Here is a 15299-nt window from a genome sequence, read left to right as displayed (position 1 = left end):
AGTATGATATATATACAGTCTCCATATAAAAAACCGCTGCATGCTATACATGAAGCGGTTTAAAAAGTATCTTTTTAGTTATTCTTTAAAAGAAATGTCAATATTACCTACGCCACCGTCTATATCCAGAGAATTTTTGGCAGTTCTGTTATTCCAATTGAGGCTTGAATGGTTCTGTCCATTAATGGTAACATTTCCAAGTCCTTTATCTACTTTTATATTATAATCATCAGAAGAACCATAAATATCTAAGGATACATTACCAATGCCGGCATTAATTTCACTTTCGCCTCTTAAATACCCCTCGATTGAGATATTTCCTACCCCTGCATCCATATCTACATCCGATAGGTCTACATCTTCTAACGTTATTTCGCCTACACCACCGTCCAGGCTAACCTTTCCGGCAATAATCCCTAAACCGTTTATATCTCCGGCTCCGGCTTCAATTTCCAACCTCTGCGTGTCTAACTCTTCAATGTTTACATTTCCGGCTCCGGCTTCTATTTTTACACGGTCAGCCTCAAAACCCTCCGGTAGATAAACCGTAATTTTTGAATTGTTATTAAAGGCATTTTTTCCGCCTAGAAAATTCCAGAAATTAAACTTGCTCTTAATTTTTAGCTCACCGGAAAAATTTTTATCAACAGTAAAATCTTCTGATACATTCTCAGCTACTACCTGAACTGTAGTGCCGGTACCTGCCTTTACTGTGAAGTTTCCAACGCCATTTTCCACATACAGACTCTTTACTGCCTCAAAATTTTCATCGTAATCAATCGTCTCTGTAGAAGTTCTTGTGGATATAGCACCGGTTACACTTATGATTCCTGCAGCAATACCCCCAATGATGGTTACTGTTAAAAATATGGCAAAAGCCATTGCACAATATTTTATTACTTTTTGAAATTCATTCATTTAATATCAATCCCCCCAAACATACAAGTGGAGTTAATATAGATTGTTGGTGCATTGGGATCTGTATTACGACCCGCTTTATTATCTACTCCTCCAAAAATCGGTACATTAGAAACCTTTACTTTTACATTGTCAGGAACAAGGATATCAATTCCTCCAAAGATTGCAGTAGCATTAATTAATATATCCTCATCAATGATTGCATCCCTAAGATTTAAATCAACTCCTCCAAAGATTGCATTCATAGTAGTACCTAAAAATTTTTCTCCAGACACCACATAAGTATTTCCACCAAAAATTGCGGAATATTCGCTGCTGCCACCCTGGTAATTAATGTTAGAGTGGATACCTTTATCACTTTGAAACAGGTTTTTAAATATCAAGCTTAAACCAATCAAAACGAATATAAACGGTACAATTAATTTTCCCAAAACAGCAGAATCAATAAGGCCCTGACTGGAAAGTAACAACATAACACCAATTGCTAAACCAATGATGTTGCCCGTACGAAATCCATTCTGAACAAGACTTATTATACAGGGTACAATAATGAATAATGTCCACCAGCCACTAAAGAATAAGTTAAAATCCCATAAAGAAAATGCGTTACCGGCAAAGCCGACACCTATAAGGATAAAGAAAGCTCCCCATAATAGGTTTGAAGTTTTTAATCTCATAATAATTCCTCCCACTTTACTTGTTTTACAATTTAATCAAACATTATCGTCTGAGTAGTGATTGCTTTATCTTATGTATTTATCATACAGGAGTCAGGTTGCATTAACAAGTTACAATTGTCATATGCTGCTCCTGCAGTATGTCATGAATTATTTATGCATTTTAATAAATCTTCATAAGAATCAACAAGAAGGTTCTTCAATCCTCCATTGACTTTACTGGCAACATCATATAAAATTTACATAGATATACAAATCAATTATACCCCCTCATTAGGAGTTAACCATAAATGTATCATTTTATTATTAATCCGAAATCCCAGTCCGGTAAAGGCCGGAAAATTTGGGAACTTATTAAGAAAGAACTGGATAACCGAAAGCTTACCTATGAATACACCATAACCAGATATCCTCATCACGCTTCAGAAATAACAAGAGATTTATGCAATAATTTATCCGGAATACTAAAACTGATTGTAGTTGGTGGTGACGGAACCGTGAACGAGGTAATAAACGGTATAACGAACTTTGAACAGGTAATATTAGGCTATATTCCTTCCGGTTCCAGCAATGATTTGGGACGCAGCTTAAAACTTCCCAAGGACCCTCTTTTGAATCTGGAAACCATTTTAAAGCCTTCCCGGTTTCGGTATATTGACATAGGACAGTTAAAAACGGCTGAAGGTTATGAAGGTAAATTTATTGTCAGCAGTGGTATAGGCTTTGATGCTTCTATCTGTGAAGAGACCTTTCGTTCTGGTATTAAAAAGTTTTTAAATAGATACGGTCTTGGTAAATTAACCTATATTATTATTGCTCTAAAACAATTACTGACCTGTCCCTTCATAACGGCTGAAATATCTGTTGATAAAGGTCCTGCCACAAAATATAAGCAGGTATTGATGATTACAAGCATGAACCACAAATATGAAGGCGGAGGCATGATGATTGCACCTGCTGCCAATCCTTTTGATGGTAAGCTCTCCGTATGTCTGGTACATGATATTCCAAAATTAAAGACTCTTATCCTTATGCCTACAATACTATTCGGTAAACATACTCGATTTCAAGGTATAGAAACCTTTAACTGTAAGAATCTTGACATAAAGCTGCACTCACCTGCTTATCTCCATAGTGACGGAGAATGCCCTGGTGCTTTTAAATACATCTCCCTAGACTGTATTTCAAATACCCTGCGAATCATGATTTAATAAAAAACACATAGGATACCACCTATTGGAAAGAAGGTACACCAGTGAAAAAAAGTTCATTTCAATTTGCTACCCTGATTATTTTATTAAGTATATTCACCGTTGCCATGCAGTTTACTGTCTGGTATTTTTTCCACGCCTCCGTGTTAAGCTTTGGTATTGGAATACTTATCAGTCTTATGTTTTCTTATATATTCTTAAGGCAATCCCTAACTTATGAATCATGTTTTAGTTATACCCTGCTAAATGTCCTACTCTGTAGCATCGTCATCTTACTTAGCTTTCTGGGGGAACATACCTCCTTTTTAACCTTCCAGCCTGAACTTTTATACCTACCAGTACTGCATCTGTTTGTGCCCTTTTTCTACGCTATTCTTCAAAATCTTTTTGAAAAAGGACGCAGATACAGCGGTTTTCATTCCTTTTTTCGCAGTACAAGTATAACTTTTTTGATATTTTATGCCGCCACATTTGTTTTTCTTTCATTTGTTAGCAATAAGGCTGCCCTCTTAATCTTCACAGATATCAAATCAATAAATTTTATCCCCTTTTTTACTTTGGCAACCCTTATTGAGGCTTATATAGATAAGAAAGCAGGATTAACTGCTATTGGTGCTTATCTGGTTCATACCTCTTGTCTTTTCATTCCCTACGGCTTCTATGTTATCCTGCTATTGCGAAAAAGCAGTCGATTCATAAGATTCCTTGCTCTGCTCTTTCTTCCGGTTCTTACAGAAATTCTGCAAAGAATCTTTTTACTTGGTAAAGCCGATATTGACGATATACTTTTTGGTCTGCTCGGGGGCTTTTTGGGTGGAATTCTTTATCATTTATTAAATACAGCATATAACCATGTGGCGGATGAAGATTTTCTGTCTCGCCGCAATCAGTATTCCTCTTATCGGAATACTCTTCATTTTTAGTTGTCTGTCTTTAAACGTGTACACGCTAAAGTAATGCAGATAACTTATCAAGCATATTAAAAGCTTCATGACTTTCAATCGATAGGCGAATGAACGTATGAAGCTTTCTCTGTATAAAACTATTTAATCTTCTAAACTTTAAAGAAGATATTATATCCCACTCCAAAAATCATTTAAATAACCACTCATTGAGGTGGCATCTACTACAATATTCGGATACCATTCTCTTGGAAACAGGTCTGAATACTGCCTTTGCAAGAACCGTTCATCCAAGAGCAGGATAGCTCCCGTATCTTCTAACGTTCGTATTACTCTTCCGGCAGATTGTAGTACCTTATTCATTCCCTGATAAAGGTATGCATAATCAAAGCCGTTACCGCTACGGTTATCATAGTATTCTTTAAACAACTCTCTTTCATTGCAAACCATAGGAAGTCCGGTACCAACAATAACTGCGCCGATTAACCGGTCATTTTTTAAATCAATACCTTCACTGAATATTCCACCCATCACGCAAAAACCAACTCGAGTAGTATCCGGCTCTTTTATAAAATCCTGCAAGAATTCTTCTTTTTCCATCTCAGTCATACTCATTTTTTGTGCCACCAGACCTTCTATAGCTCCTTCTGCCAGCTCTGCCACCTGATTCAGCATTTGATAAGAGGGAAAGAATACCATATAATTTCCCTTTCTTGCCTCTGTAAAGCTTTTGATATAATTAAGAATTTTTTCATACTCTTTTTTACTACGTCTGGTATACTTTGTACTAACATCCCTTCCGATTAAAATAATTCGGTTTGATTTATGAAAGGGAGATGGAGCATATACCGCATAATCCTCCTCTCTTCCCGCTAACTGTTCTTTATAATACTGAATGGGCAGCAAGGTGGCGGAAAAGAAAATCGCACTTTTTCCCCGCTCCAGACAGGTATTTAAATTATCTGCCGGATTCATACAAAGCAGTTTAATACGGAACGCTCCGTCTTCGTCATAATCCGTATAGGTTATATACTTATCATTATATAATTCATATATATTCATAAAATGGCGTACATTCATATACAGCTGAAGTAATTCTTCTTTTTCATCTGTACTCTTATAATCGGTTAAATACTCCTCATATTCCGTCATGAGCCGCATAAGATGGTATATCAAGTCCGTTATTGATTCAACTTGTCTACAATTATCGCACTCTCGTTTTAATTTTAATAAGTCAGCATTACAAGCTTCTAGCCTTTTTACCAGCGCAGTACTATTCCCTATCCCAGTTCTATCTACCAGGGCTGCACTTCCACCCCTTATCAGTTTCTTTACGGTGAGAAAATCTTTCTTATATAAAACTGCACTGTACATTTCTCTTGCACGATCAACTAAATTATGTGCTTCGTCTATTAAAAATATATAATCGTTCTTTTTCTCACCTTGGAAAAACCTGCGCAGATAAACATTCGGATCAAAGGCATAATTGTAATCACATATAATACTATCTGCCCACAAAGTCACATCCAGACACATTTCAAAGGGACAAACATCGTGTTTGGCAGCACATGCAAGCACAAGTTCCCGGGAAATAGCGTCCTGTTGATTGAGCAAATCAAACACTGCCTCATTTACTCTGTCATAATGACCTTTAGCTCTTTGGCAAGCGGCTGGATTACAATCCGGCTTTTCTAGTATACATATCTTATCTTTTGCTGTTATAGTGATAGACTTTAATAGCAAACCTCTCTCCATTAGTTTATGATAAGTTTCCTCTGCTACCGTACGGGTTATAGTTTTCGCAGTTAAATAAAATATTTTACTTGCCAACCCTTCTCCCATTGCCTTAACAGCCGGAAAAACAGTAGAAATTGTTTTCCCCACACCGGTAGGTGCTTCTATAAACAGTCTTTTATCCCGTAAGATAGTCTTATATACATTCGTTACCAAATCCTTTTGTCCCGGTCTGTAAGAAAATGGAAAGTCTACATTTTTAATACTAGCATCCCTCTTTTTCCTCCAACTTATCTGCCAGGCAGCCCACTTGCCATATTCCTTTACCAGACTGTTAAACCAATGCTCCAGGTTGCGAAACATTAAAGTCTCTTCAAAATACTTGATATTCTCAGTCTCTAGGTTACAATAAGTCAACCTGACACCTATCTGTTCATGTTCATATAGTTTCGCGTATATATAGGCGTAGCATTTAACCTGTGCAAGGTGAACCGGCACTGGTTCTTCCATATGACTCAGTTCTTTATATACACCTTTTATTTCATCAATAATAATGGAGGGACCTTCCTCCTGATTACTGATAACTCCATCTGCTCTACCTTCTATTGTTAAGTCAAAGATAAGATTATTTCGCTCCATGGGAATGGTAATACTCAATGGAAATTCCGCGCTGTAATTAGCTCCCATTTGCTTTTGGATTTTGCGATGGATTCTGCTGCCTTCCTGCATGGCGTCCAGTTCTCGCCTTCCTCCTGTTCTATTATCTAAATCACCAGAACGCAATATGAATTCCACCAGATTACGTACGGATATTTTAACCTGATTCTCTTTCTTAGTTTCCATATCGTTTCATCCTTATCCTTTTAATTACAGCTACTTTCAGCTAAAATGAAAAGGCATCAAGAGCTTATCCAGATGCCTTATTATTATACTATGAACTTAATTTGTTTTAAATATAAAATACATTAATCTATATATATTCTGTATAATCCTCGTCATCATCACCATACAGACCCTTTTCATAACCTTTTGTCCAGTCTATACGATTGGTTTTACGATGCCTTGTCTGCGCCTTACCTTGCTTTTCCGCTTGTTTATCAAGCTCCTGATTTTTTCTGGTAATTGCCTTTTTCTCACGTTCCAGTCTCTTAATTATTTCGAACTTTTCAGGTTGTTGTTCTTTTTCTTTGTTTTGAGATGCTTTCCCCCTAGAGTCACTGTTTCTCTTGTCTTTTCCACCACCATAACCCTTACCATAGTCCTCGTCAGAGTCCTTATTCTTATAATAACCACTGTTCCTAGCTTCTTTTTTATAATTTCCGTAAGGTGTATAATCTCTGCCATCCTTTACGGTACCTGATCTGGAACCTCCATATGACCTGTTTTCCGACTTGTAAGGCTTATTCTCTTTAAATTCTTTCTGATAAGGTTTATCTCCCCGATGAATGGGTTTACTGTTTTTGTTTTCCTGTCCGGTTTTGTTTCTACAATTGTCACGACTAGTCCCTGGCCTGTAGTTCTCATTTAACCGATTATTGCTTCGATTATCTCTTGGTCTGCCATCATTAGCATTGGTTGTAGCCACTTAATGTTTTCTCCTCTCTTTCTGCATCAAAACAATTTGATGAAAGAACTCAAATCTATGTATATTTTATTCTATTTTTATATAAAGTCAATACAATTTTAACAAAAAAATATATCTAATTTTATAGTTAGATTTACCTTGCATTTTGCTCTTATATCTGTTAAAGTCTAAGAGTGAAACTACGGCATTTGCCATATATGGGTAATTTACTATATATAGCAAAAGTCTTTAGTAAACAACAATAGAACGGAATTGACTATTCAGATACGAATGGAATACCAGTTCTGTTGACATACTACTATTTGCCGGATAGTTTATTACAGGCATACTGAAAGAGAGGTATTTTATAATGAGCGAACACGACCACTGCGGCTGCGGTTGCGGACATGACCACGACCATGAGCACGAACATGAGCATATGAATGTTACATTAACACTTGATGATGGTACAAACTTAGAATGTGAAGTTTTATGCATATTCCCAGTCGGCGAAAAAGATTATATCGCACTTGTTCCTGCTGACAGAGAAGAAGATGAAGAAGGCGAAATTTTCTTATATCAATTTATTGAACATGAAAACGATGAAATTGAGTTGTTAAATATTGAAAATGATGAAGAATTCGAAGCTGTTTCTGATGCATTTGATGAATTAATGGACAGTGAAGAATTTGATGATATGTTCGGTGAAGAAGAGGAAGAAGAGGAAGAATAATTCCTTCCCCAAGGACTGCAGGCTGCTGCAGTCCTTATTCTTTTATAGTAAGCAATTGATTCTGAATACAAAACTCCAAATCCAGAGTACGCTCTTTTTTTAACTGTTCAAAATATATAGTGATTTTCCCCTGCTGATTCTTTTTTATCTGACCTAAACCATATGTTTTATGTTCTACCTCAACTCCAGGTTTTAATCCATTTCTCTCGAGCAGTAATTCGCCTACAAATCTAGAACCAGATAATTCTTTATTATAACGTTCCTTCACCGAATAAATATGTAGATATTCTTTTGCTCTTGTCATCGCAACATAGAAAAGCCTACGTTCCTCTTCTAAGTCAGCTTCCAAGATAGCTTTTCGGTGAGGTGTAATTCCTTCATTTGCATCAACAATAATTACTACCTGGTATTCCAATCCTTTCGAACTATGCATGGTGGCCAAAGAAACACTATCTTTATTATATTTTTTTTGTTGTGCCTGCCTTTTTAGCTCTTCTTGATATTCGTTGATATGATCAAACCATTCAGCAAAAGTATTATATTCTTTGGATGCTTCCTGAAGTTCATTTAAAGTATCAAGCAGTTCCTCTATCTTAATACGTCGAAACTGGGCATACTCTGTTAGATAGTCCTCATAACCGATACCCTTCCTAATGTAGTTAATGGCTGCATATGGATTCATGTTTTTAATTAGACTAATATCATATTCCAATTTGTGAATACGGTCAATCATCCATTCTTTGTCATTATAAAATTCTCTGATTCTATTGAAATCTACAATAGGATCTTCAAAACATTCTCGGCTTAAATATCGCTTTGGTCGGTTAGAAATCTGAAGAAACAGTGCTCTGTCGCGGCTTCCCATGGCAATCCGGATATATGCCATAATATTTGAGGCTATCCAATGGTCATAAATATTGGGAATAACATCCTTCATCTGAAAAGGTACGTTATATTCCATCAGCTTATCAATAAGTGCTCTTGGCTGTGTGTTGGTTCGAAACAAAACAGCCATCTGAGAAAATGGAATTCCCTTTTTATAGTACTTTAAAATATCTGCTACAACCATGCTGTTTTGTTCTTTTAATTCCTTAAAATTAATAAGAACAATATCCTGCCCAGTTTCTTTTATTGCTTTTATATTTTTAGCAAAACGTTTGCCATTGTTTTTGATTAAACATGCCGCTTTGTGAACTATCTTTTTAGTAGAGCGATAATTAATATCCAGCAAGATTTTCACACCCTCCGGATAATCCCGTTCAAAATTCAACATTATATCCGGCTTTGCTCCCCTGAAACGATAAATAGATTGGTCATCATCTCCAACGATAAACAGATTGTTTTGTGGCTGAGCCAACAGACGTATTATGTCATACTGCACTTTGTTAATATCCTGAAATTCGTCAATTAAGATATATTGATATTTCTTTTGCCAAATGGCTAATATGTCCGGCCTCTCGGCTAAAAGCTCATAACATAACACCAGCATATCATCAAAATCAATTAGATTGGATTTTCTAAGCCTTGAATCATAAGCTCGATAGATTTTTTTGAAAATATCCTCAGAACAATTGATGGAGTAATAGTGCTCGATATCCATACGCTCTCCCTTAACGAGACTAATCTCTGAAAGAACCCCGGAAATAAATTCTTTTTCATCATCTATTTCTAAAGTAAGCTGTTCAACTATTTCTTTTAAAAACTGATTTCTTTGTTCATCCCGAATAATATTAGATGCATTATATTGGTACGCATATTTTAATATAGTGAAGAAGACCGCATGGAATGTACCAAAATTAACACCGCTGCTTCTTCCTGTTAAAGCCTCAAACCGTTCTTTCATTTCTTCGGCAGCAGCTTTTGTAAAAGTAATAACTAGAATATTATGTGGATTTATACCATACTCTTCGATAAGCTTTAAGGTTCGCTTCGTTATTACAAGTGTTTTACCAGAACCGGGCCCTGCTAGTACTAACATAGGCCCGGTATTGTGGTTTATTGCATTTATCTGTGCTTGATTCATTTCCATGTAATTTACCTGTTGGTTAGCTTTTCTATACCGATTTTAATTCTTCTGATACTCTCTTCCTTACCAATAATGTTCATAATCTCGTAAGCCCCACCTGGTGTCGACTGCTTACCGGATACAGCCGTTCTAAGAGGCCATAAGCCCATGCCGTTTTTAATACCCTTATCTGCAATATATCCCATAATGACAGCTTCTATTCCAGCTACAGTGTAGTCATCAAGCGCCTCTAGTAAAGGCAGTTGTTCCTGTAATACAGATAAAGAGATTTCTTCATTGGTCTTCATCTTCTTATGAGTGTACATGGCTATATCATATTCCGGTAACTCTTCAAAAAAGTCAATGATATCTTTGATATCTAACAAAGTTTCAATTCTGGATTTCACCAAATCAGCTATCTTCTTTAAATCTAAGTCTTTATGAATCACTTCTTTTATATGTGGCATTGCCAATTCATAATATTGGTCATTATCCATTTTCTTAATATATTCACTGTTCATCCATCTTAATTTAGCCATATCAAATACAGCCGGTGATTTATTAATATGAGTATAATCAAATTCCTTGGTTAATTCTTCTAGAGAAAAAATTTCTTCGTTAGTGCCTGAACTCCAGCCTAATAAAGCAATAAAATTAACGATAGCCTCTGTAACAAAGCCCTGTTCTAATAAATCTTCAAAAGAAGAATGCCCGCTGCGCTTTGATAACTTTTTGTGTTCTTCATTGGTTATCAGGGGGCAATGTATATAAATTGGCTCCTCCCAGCCAAAAGCATGGTATAACCTGGTATACTTCGGTGTGGAAGAAAGGTATTCATTTCCTCTAACTACATGGGTAATACGCATTAAATGGTCATCAATTACATTGGCAAAATTATAGGTAGGATAACCATCTGACTTCATTAGAATCATATCATCCAGTTCTGCATTTTCTACAGTAATCTCGCCATATACTGCATCATTAAAGGTTGTAGTTCCTTCTGCTGGCGTATTTTGGCGAATTACATAGGGAATTCCTGCTGCCAGATTAGCTTCAATTTCTTCCTTTGATAAATGTAAACAATGTTTATCATATTTAATGATTTCCTTATCATCTTCTTCTGAAACTACACTCTTTAAGGTACTTAAGCGTTCTTTTGTACAGAAACAATAATATGCCTCTCCTTTCGCAATTAACTCTTTGGCATAATCTAAATAAATACCCGTAGCTTGTCTCTCACTTTGAACATAAGGACCACAACCTCCGTCCTTATCAGGACCTTCATCATGCTTTAATCCCGTCAGTTTCAAAGTGTTATAAATGATTTCTGTTGCACCTTCTACAAAACGTTCCTGATCGGTATCTTCTATCCTTAAAATAAAATCTCCGCCTTCGTGCTTGGCAATGAGATATTCATATAATGCTGTTCTCAGATTTCCAACGTGCATTCTGCCTGTTGGGCTTGGTGCATATCTTGTCCTTACTTTACTCATAATTTTAACCAATGATATTCCATCCTCTTTGATGGAATACTGCCACATTATGCTATCATTGAAAGAATTTTAGTGGCATTCCTTTCCTACTGTATATTTTCTTTCAACCTAAGAATTTGCACTTGGCTTACATAGGGTACCATATACTATTCATTCAAATTAATACTATGTTTTTTTACTAACAATGGTATACCTAAAATTTTCCTCTGCCAGCGTTCATCCTTATTTTATCCTAGCTTATAATATAATCCATCCGCCAGGTTCTGTCAATGCAGTTTTACTTGTTAAAACGTTTCTATAGCATGTCTCATTTGTATTTCTATAGGTTTTTTTATGTATGAGCTTTTTTGCTTAATATTTATGCAAAAATGACAAATATATGGTCTTTGCTTTAAATCTTTTGGATTATTTATAAGTAATTTATCCATTAACCCTTGAATTCTTATGAAATTGATTATAATATAAACATAGGTTCTTTTACAGAACTTCGCTGTATATTTACATCTCAAAAGTAATGATATAGTGAATGCAATATTATTAGTCCAATACTATGCTTGGATAGAAAGAGGTTTTTATGTATCAGGCAAATGAAAAAAGATACGAAACAATGGTTTATAACAGATGCGGCAACAGCGGTCTAAAACTGTCAGCTTTTTCCTTGGGGTTATGGCATAATTTCGGTTCTGCCAATATCTATGATAATATGGTAGACTTAGTTACCACTGCATTTGACAACGGTATTACACATTTTGACCTAGCAAATAATTATGGTCCTAAACCCGGCTCTGCCGAAGAAAATTTTGGTCGAATACTAAAAAATGAACTAAAGGCTTACCGGGATGAAATTATTATCTCCTCAAAAGCCGGTTATTACATGTGGCCAGGACCATACGGAGATTGGGGAAGTAAAAAATATCTAGTTTCCAGTCTGGACCAAAGCTTAAAAAGACTTGGTGTTGATTATGTGGATATATTCTATCACCATCGTCCTGATACTGATACGCCGCTTGAAGAAACTATGATGGCACTGGATCAAATTGTTCGCTCCGGTAAAGCTTTGTATGTTGGTGTTTCTAATTATTCTGCGGAGCAAACAGAAAAGGCAGCTAAAATTTTGAAAGATTTAGGCACACCACTGCTGATACATCAGCCAAATTATAGTATGTTTAATCGTTGGGTAGAAAAAGATTTATTACAGGTTTTAGAAAAAAATGGCGTAGGCAGTATTGCTTTTTGTCCTCTAGCGCAAGGATTGTTAACCAACAAATATTTACAAGGTGTTCCAAGCGATTCCAGAGCGGCTGACCCTAGAAGTCCTTTCTTAAAAACTGACTCTATTACTATGGAAAAGGTTGAAAAAGTTCGTAAATTAGATGTACTTGCAAAAGAGAGAGGCCAAAGTATGGCTCAGTTGGCATTGGCTTGGGTACTTCGTAAAAACCGAATTACTACGGCCTTAATCGGTGCAAGTAAATCTTCACAAATACTTGAGAACATTGAAACACTTAAGAATCTCTCCTTATCAGAAGATGAACTAGATACCATTGAAGAAATATTAAGAGATTAAATAGTTTATTATTTATACACATATTTATTTGTATTTAAGATAATTATCCACAATAAATTATCATTTAGTAACCGTAATACTATCTATACACGAGCATTACTCTTTTATAAGGCTTTAAAAGCAGTCGTAAGTTCGTTTACGGCTGCTTTTAACTGTATTTAGTAATATTGCTTCATATAATTATTCAAATAACTTTCTAAATCCACTCCGCTATTTAATATATCCATCAGAGTTGTTGCAATCATAAACATAAATATTATAAAAACTATTACGCCCACCACCAGACTTGCCCTGGCCCAGTTCCTCTTACTTTTCGGCGTATCACTTCCAAATGACCAGATACACATCATTATGAGATAAATAAATATACCTACAAAAGGAATGAAAGGTAGAAGCATAGTTGCAACCCAGTTTCCAAAAGAAATAGTTTTTTCATTTTCTTCTGACACCACTTCATTTCTTTCCGGGTTTTTTTTATTATGTTCTTGTATGCTATCACTTACATGAACAGAGGTATTGTTACGTAAAGATGTTCCACAGTATTCGCAATAATTTGCCTCTTCGTTTCCTATGCTTCTTCCGCATACTTTACAAATCATCCTAACGTCCATCCTTTCAATTTTTATAGAATCCTGCTCATTTATGTATTGCTACTAAATATATATTAGGCAAGTTCCTAAGGCTGCTTACATACTTAGATTTAAATTGTCAATTCTCTTTAATAGCAGCCAATATTTATTATAACACTTTTTCTATAAATTCCAATTAAAAATTGATAACTATTTAACTTATCTCAATAAACTATATAAAGTTAATAGATTTTTATATGAGAAAGTAAACCTTTTATATAGACAACTCTCAATATACTTTAACAAAATAAAAAAGCTACCATAATGGTAACTTTCTTTTATTCATTTAAATATTATCAGAATCTATTTTACTAGGACAATTATCATTCTACGATTGATTGTATCTTCAAAACCACACATTGATTCACATCTTTTATTAAAAACCTTTTAACCTGACAGATATTCGTCTAAGTTTCCTTGTCCTCTTCTCTGTCCTACCATTTTCATGATCTTAGGTCAAGCCCTCGACCTATTAGTATTAGTCAGCTGCATGTGTTACCACACTTCCACCTCTAACCTATCCACCTTGTCGTCTTCAAGGGGTCTTACTGCTTTCGCATGGGATATCTTATCTTAAGGGGGGCTTCACGCTTAGATGCCTTCAGCGTTTATCCCTTCCAAACTTGGCTACTCGGCCGTGCACTTGGTAGTACAACCGATACACCAGCGGTTCGTCCAACCCGGTCCTCTCGTACTAAGGTCAGCTCCTTTCAAATATCCTACGCCCGCGCCGGATAGGGACCGAACTGTCTCACGACGTTCTGAACCCAGCTCGCGTACCGCTTTAATGGGCGAACAGCCCAACCCTTGGGACCTACTACAGCCCCAGGATGCGATGAGCCGACATCGAGGTGCCAAACCACTCCGTCGATGTGAACTCTTGGGAGTGATAAGCCTGTTATCCCCAGGGTAGCTTTTATCCGTTGAGCGATGGCAATCCCACTTTATACCACCGGATCACTAAGTCCTACTTTCGTACCTGCTCCACCCGTCGGTGTCGCAGTCAAGCCTTCTTATGCCTTTGCACTCTGCGAATGGTTTCCAACCATTCTGAGAAGACCTTTGAGCGCCTCCGATACCCTTTCGGAGGCGACCGCCCCAGTCAAACTCCCCACCTGACATTGTCCACTGCCCAGATCATGGGCACATGTTAGAAATCCAATACTGCAAGGGTGGTATCCCAACAACGGCTCCATGGCAACTAGCGTCACCACTTCACAGCCTCCCACCTATCCTGTACATGCAATACCGAATCCCAGTATCAAGCTAGAGTAAAGCTCCATGGGGTCTTTCCGTCCTGGCGCAGGTAACCAGCATCTTCACTGGTATTTCAATTTCACCGGGTGCATTGTCGAGACAGTGCCCAAATCATTACGCCTTTCGTGCGGGTCGGAACTTACCCGACAAGGAATTTCGCTACCTTAGGACCGTTATAGTTACGGCCGCCGTTTACTGGGGCTTAAGTTCAACGCTTCGGATTGCTCCTAACATCTCCCCTTAACCTTCCAGCACCGGGCAGGCGTCAGCCCATATACTTCACCTTTCGGTTTTGCATAGACCTGTGTTTTTGCTAAACAGTTGCTTGGGCCAATTCTCTGCGGCCTGTATTTCTACAGGCACCCCTTCTCCCGAAGTTACGGGGTTATTTTGCCGAGTTCCTTAACAATGCTTCTCCCGTCGGCCTTAGGATTCTCTCCTCATCCACCTGTGTCGGTTTACGGTACGGGCTTATGAAAAACAATAGCGGCTTTTCTTGGCAGCTAGCTCACCAGCTTCCCTACTCTTGAGTTCGGTCCGCATCACGTCTTCGTATTGTATGGCGGATTTGCCTACCACACTACTACCCCGCTTGCACCGGTTTTTCCA

At 37.0% G+C, this 15299-nt stretch carries 11 protein-coding genes and 1 rRNA gene (1 of these 12 only partly in view); 4 read left to right on the top strand and 8 right to left on the bottom strand.

Going from position 1 to position 15299, the window contains the following annotated elements; all coding sequences use genetic code 11:
• Positions 1-78 precede the first annotated feature (78 nt).
• Positions 79-918, bottom strand: coding sequence for a DUF4097 family beta strand repeat-containing protein (locus acsn021_RS03655; protein WP_184095879.1), 840 nt, complete (start codon positions 916-918; stop codon positions 79-81).
• Complete coding sequence (locus tag acsn021_RS03650; RefSeq protein ID WP_184095881.1) at positions 915-1595, bottom strand: LiaF transmembrane domain-containing protein; 681 nt, start codon at positions 1593-1595, stop codon at positions 915-917. Before acsn021_RS03650 ends, acsn021_RS03655 begins: the two co-directional genes overlap by 4 nt.
• A 290-nt stretch (positions 1596-1885) precedes the next feature.
• On the opposite strand from acsn021_RS03650, the gene acsn021_RS03645 reads away from it, so the two are divergent.
• Both acsn021_RS03645 and acsn021_RS03640 read left to right on the top strand, forming a co-directional pair.
• Positions 1886-2806, top strand: coding sequence for a diacylglycerol/lipid kinase family protein (locus tag acsn021_RS03645; RefSeq protein WP_184095882.1), 921 nt, complete (start codon positions 1886-1888; stop codon positions 2804-2806).
• A 44-nt stretch (positions 2807-2850) separates the two neighbouring features.
• A complete protein-coding gene (locus tag acsn021_RS03640) occupies positions 2851-3729 on the top strand; it encodes a VanZ family protein (RefSeq protein WP_184095885.1) in 879 nt (292 codons plus the stop codon).
• 150 nt (positions 3730-3879) lie between these two features.
• On the opposite strand, the gene acsn021_RS03635 is transcribed toward acsn021_RS03640, so the two are convergent.
• A complete protein-coding gene (locus acsn021_RS03635; RefSeq protein WP_184095887.1) occupies positions 3880-6285 on the bottom strand; it encodes an ATP-dependent DNA helicase in 2406 nt (801 codons plus the stop codon).
• 127 nt (positions 6286-6412) lie between these two features.
• Entirely contained in the window at positions 6413-7027 is a 615-nt protein-coding gene (locus acsn021_RS03630; RefSeq protein WP_184095889.1) for a hypothetical protein, read from the bottom strand.
• A 349-nt stretch (positions 7028-7376) separates the two neighbouring features.
• Between acsn021_RS03630 and acsn021_RS03625 the strand changes: the two genes are divergently transcribed.
• Entirely contained in the window at positions 7377-7739 is a 363-nt protein-coding gene (locus acsn021_RS03625) for a DUF1292 domain-containing protein (RefSeq protein WP_184095891.1), read from the top strand.
• A gap of 34 nt (positions 7740-7773) precedes the next feature.
• Here the strand turns inward: acsn021_RS03625 and acsn021_RS03620 are convergent, their stop codons facing one another.
• Positions 7774-9768 (bottom strand): ATP-dependent helicase, encoded by a 1995-nt coding sequence (locus acsn021_RS03620; protein WP_184095893.1) that lies wholly within the window; start codon positions 9766-9768, stop codon positions 7774-7776.
• Positions 9769-9773: 5 nt separating this feature from the next.
• Positions 9774-11237 carry a glutamate--tRNA ligase gene (gene gltX, locus acsn021_RS03615; protein ID WP_184095900.1) on the bottom strand — a complete coding sequence of 488 codons (1464 nt, stop codon included), beginning with the start codon at positions 11235-11237 and terminating at the stop codon, positions 9774-9776.
• Positions 11238-11811: 574 nt separating this feature from the next.
• Between gltX and mgrA the strand changes: the two genes are divergently transcribed.
• Positions 11812-12804 carry an L-glyceraldehyde 3-phosphate reductase gene (gene mgrA, locus acsn021_RS03610; RefSeq protein WP_184095895.1) on the top strand — a complete coding sequence of 331 codons (993 nt, stop codon included), beginning with the start codon at positions 11812-11814 and terminating at the stop codon, positions 12802-12804.
• A gap of 158 nt (positions 12805-12962) precedes the next feature.
• Here the strand turns inward: mgrA and acsn021_RS03605 are convergent, their stop codons facing one another.
• Together acsn021_RS03605 and acsn021_RS03600 are read right to left on the bottom strand one after the other, a co-directional pair.
• Positions 12963-13403 carry a zinc-ribbon domain-containing protein gene (locus tag acsn021_RS03605; protein WP_184095897.1) on the bottom strand — a complete coding sequence of 147 codons (441 nt, stop codon included), beginning with the start codon at positions 13401-13403 and terminating at the stop codon, positions 12963-12965.
• A 482-nt stretch (positions 13404-13885) separates the two neighbouring features.
• Positions 13886-15299: ribosomal RNA gene (locus acsn021_RS03600) — 23S ribosomal RNA — on the bottom strand; it runs 1500 nt beyond the window's last position.

It is taken from the genome of Anaerocolumna cellulosilytica (assembly GCF_014218335.1).
In the GTDB taxonomy this organism is placed as follows: Bacteria; Bacillota; Clostridia; order Lachnospirales; family Lachnospiraceae; genus Anaerocolumna; species Anaerocolumna cellulosilytica.
This window is presented reverse-complemented; position numbering and strand designations above follow the sequence as displayed.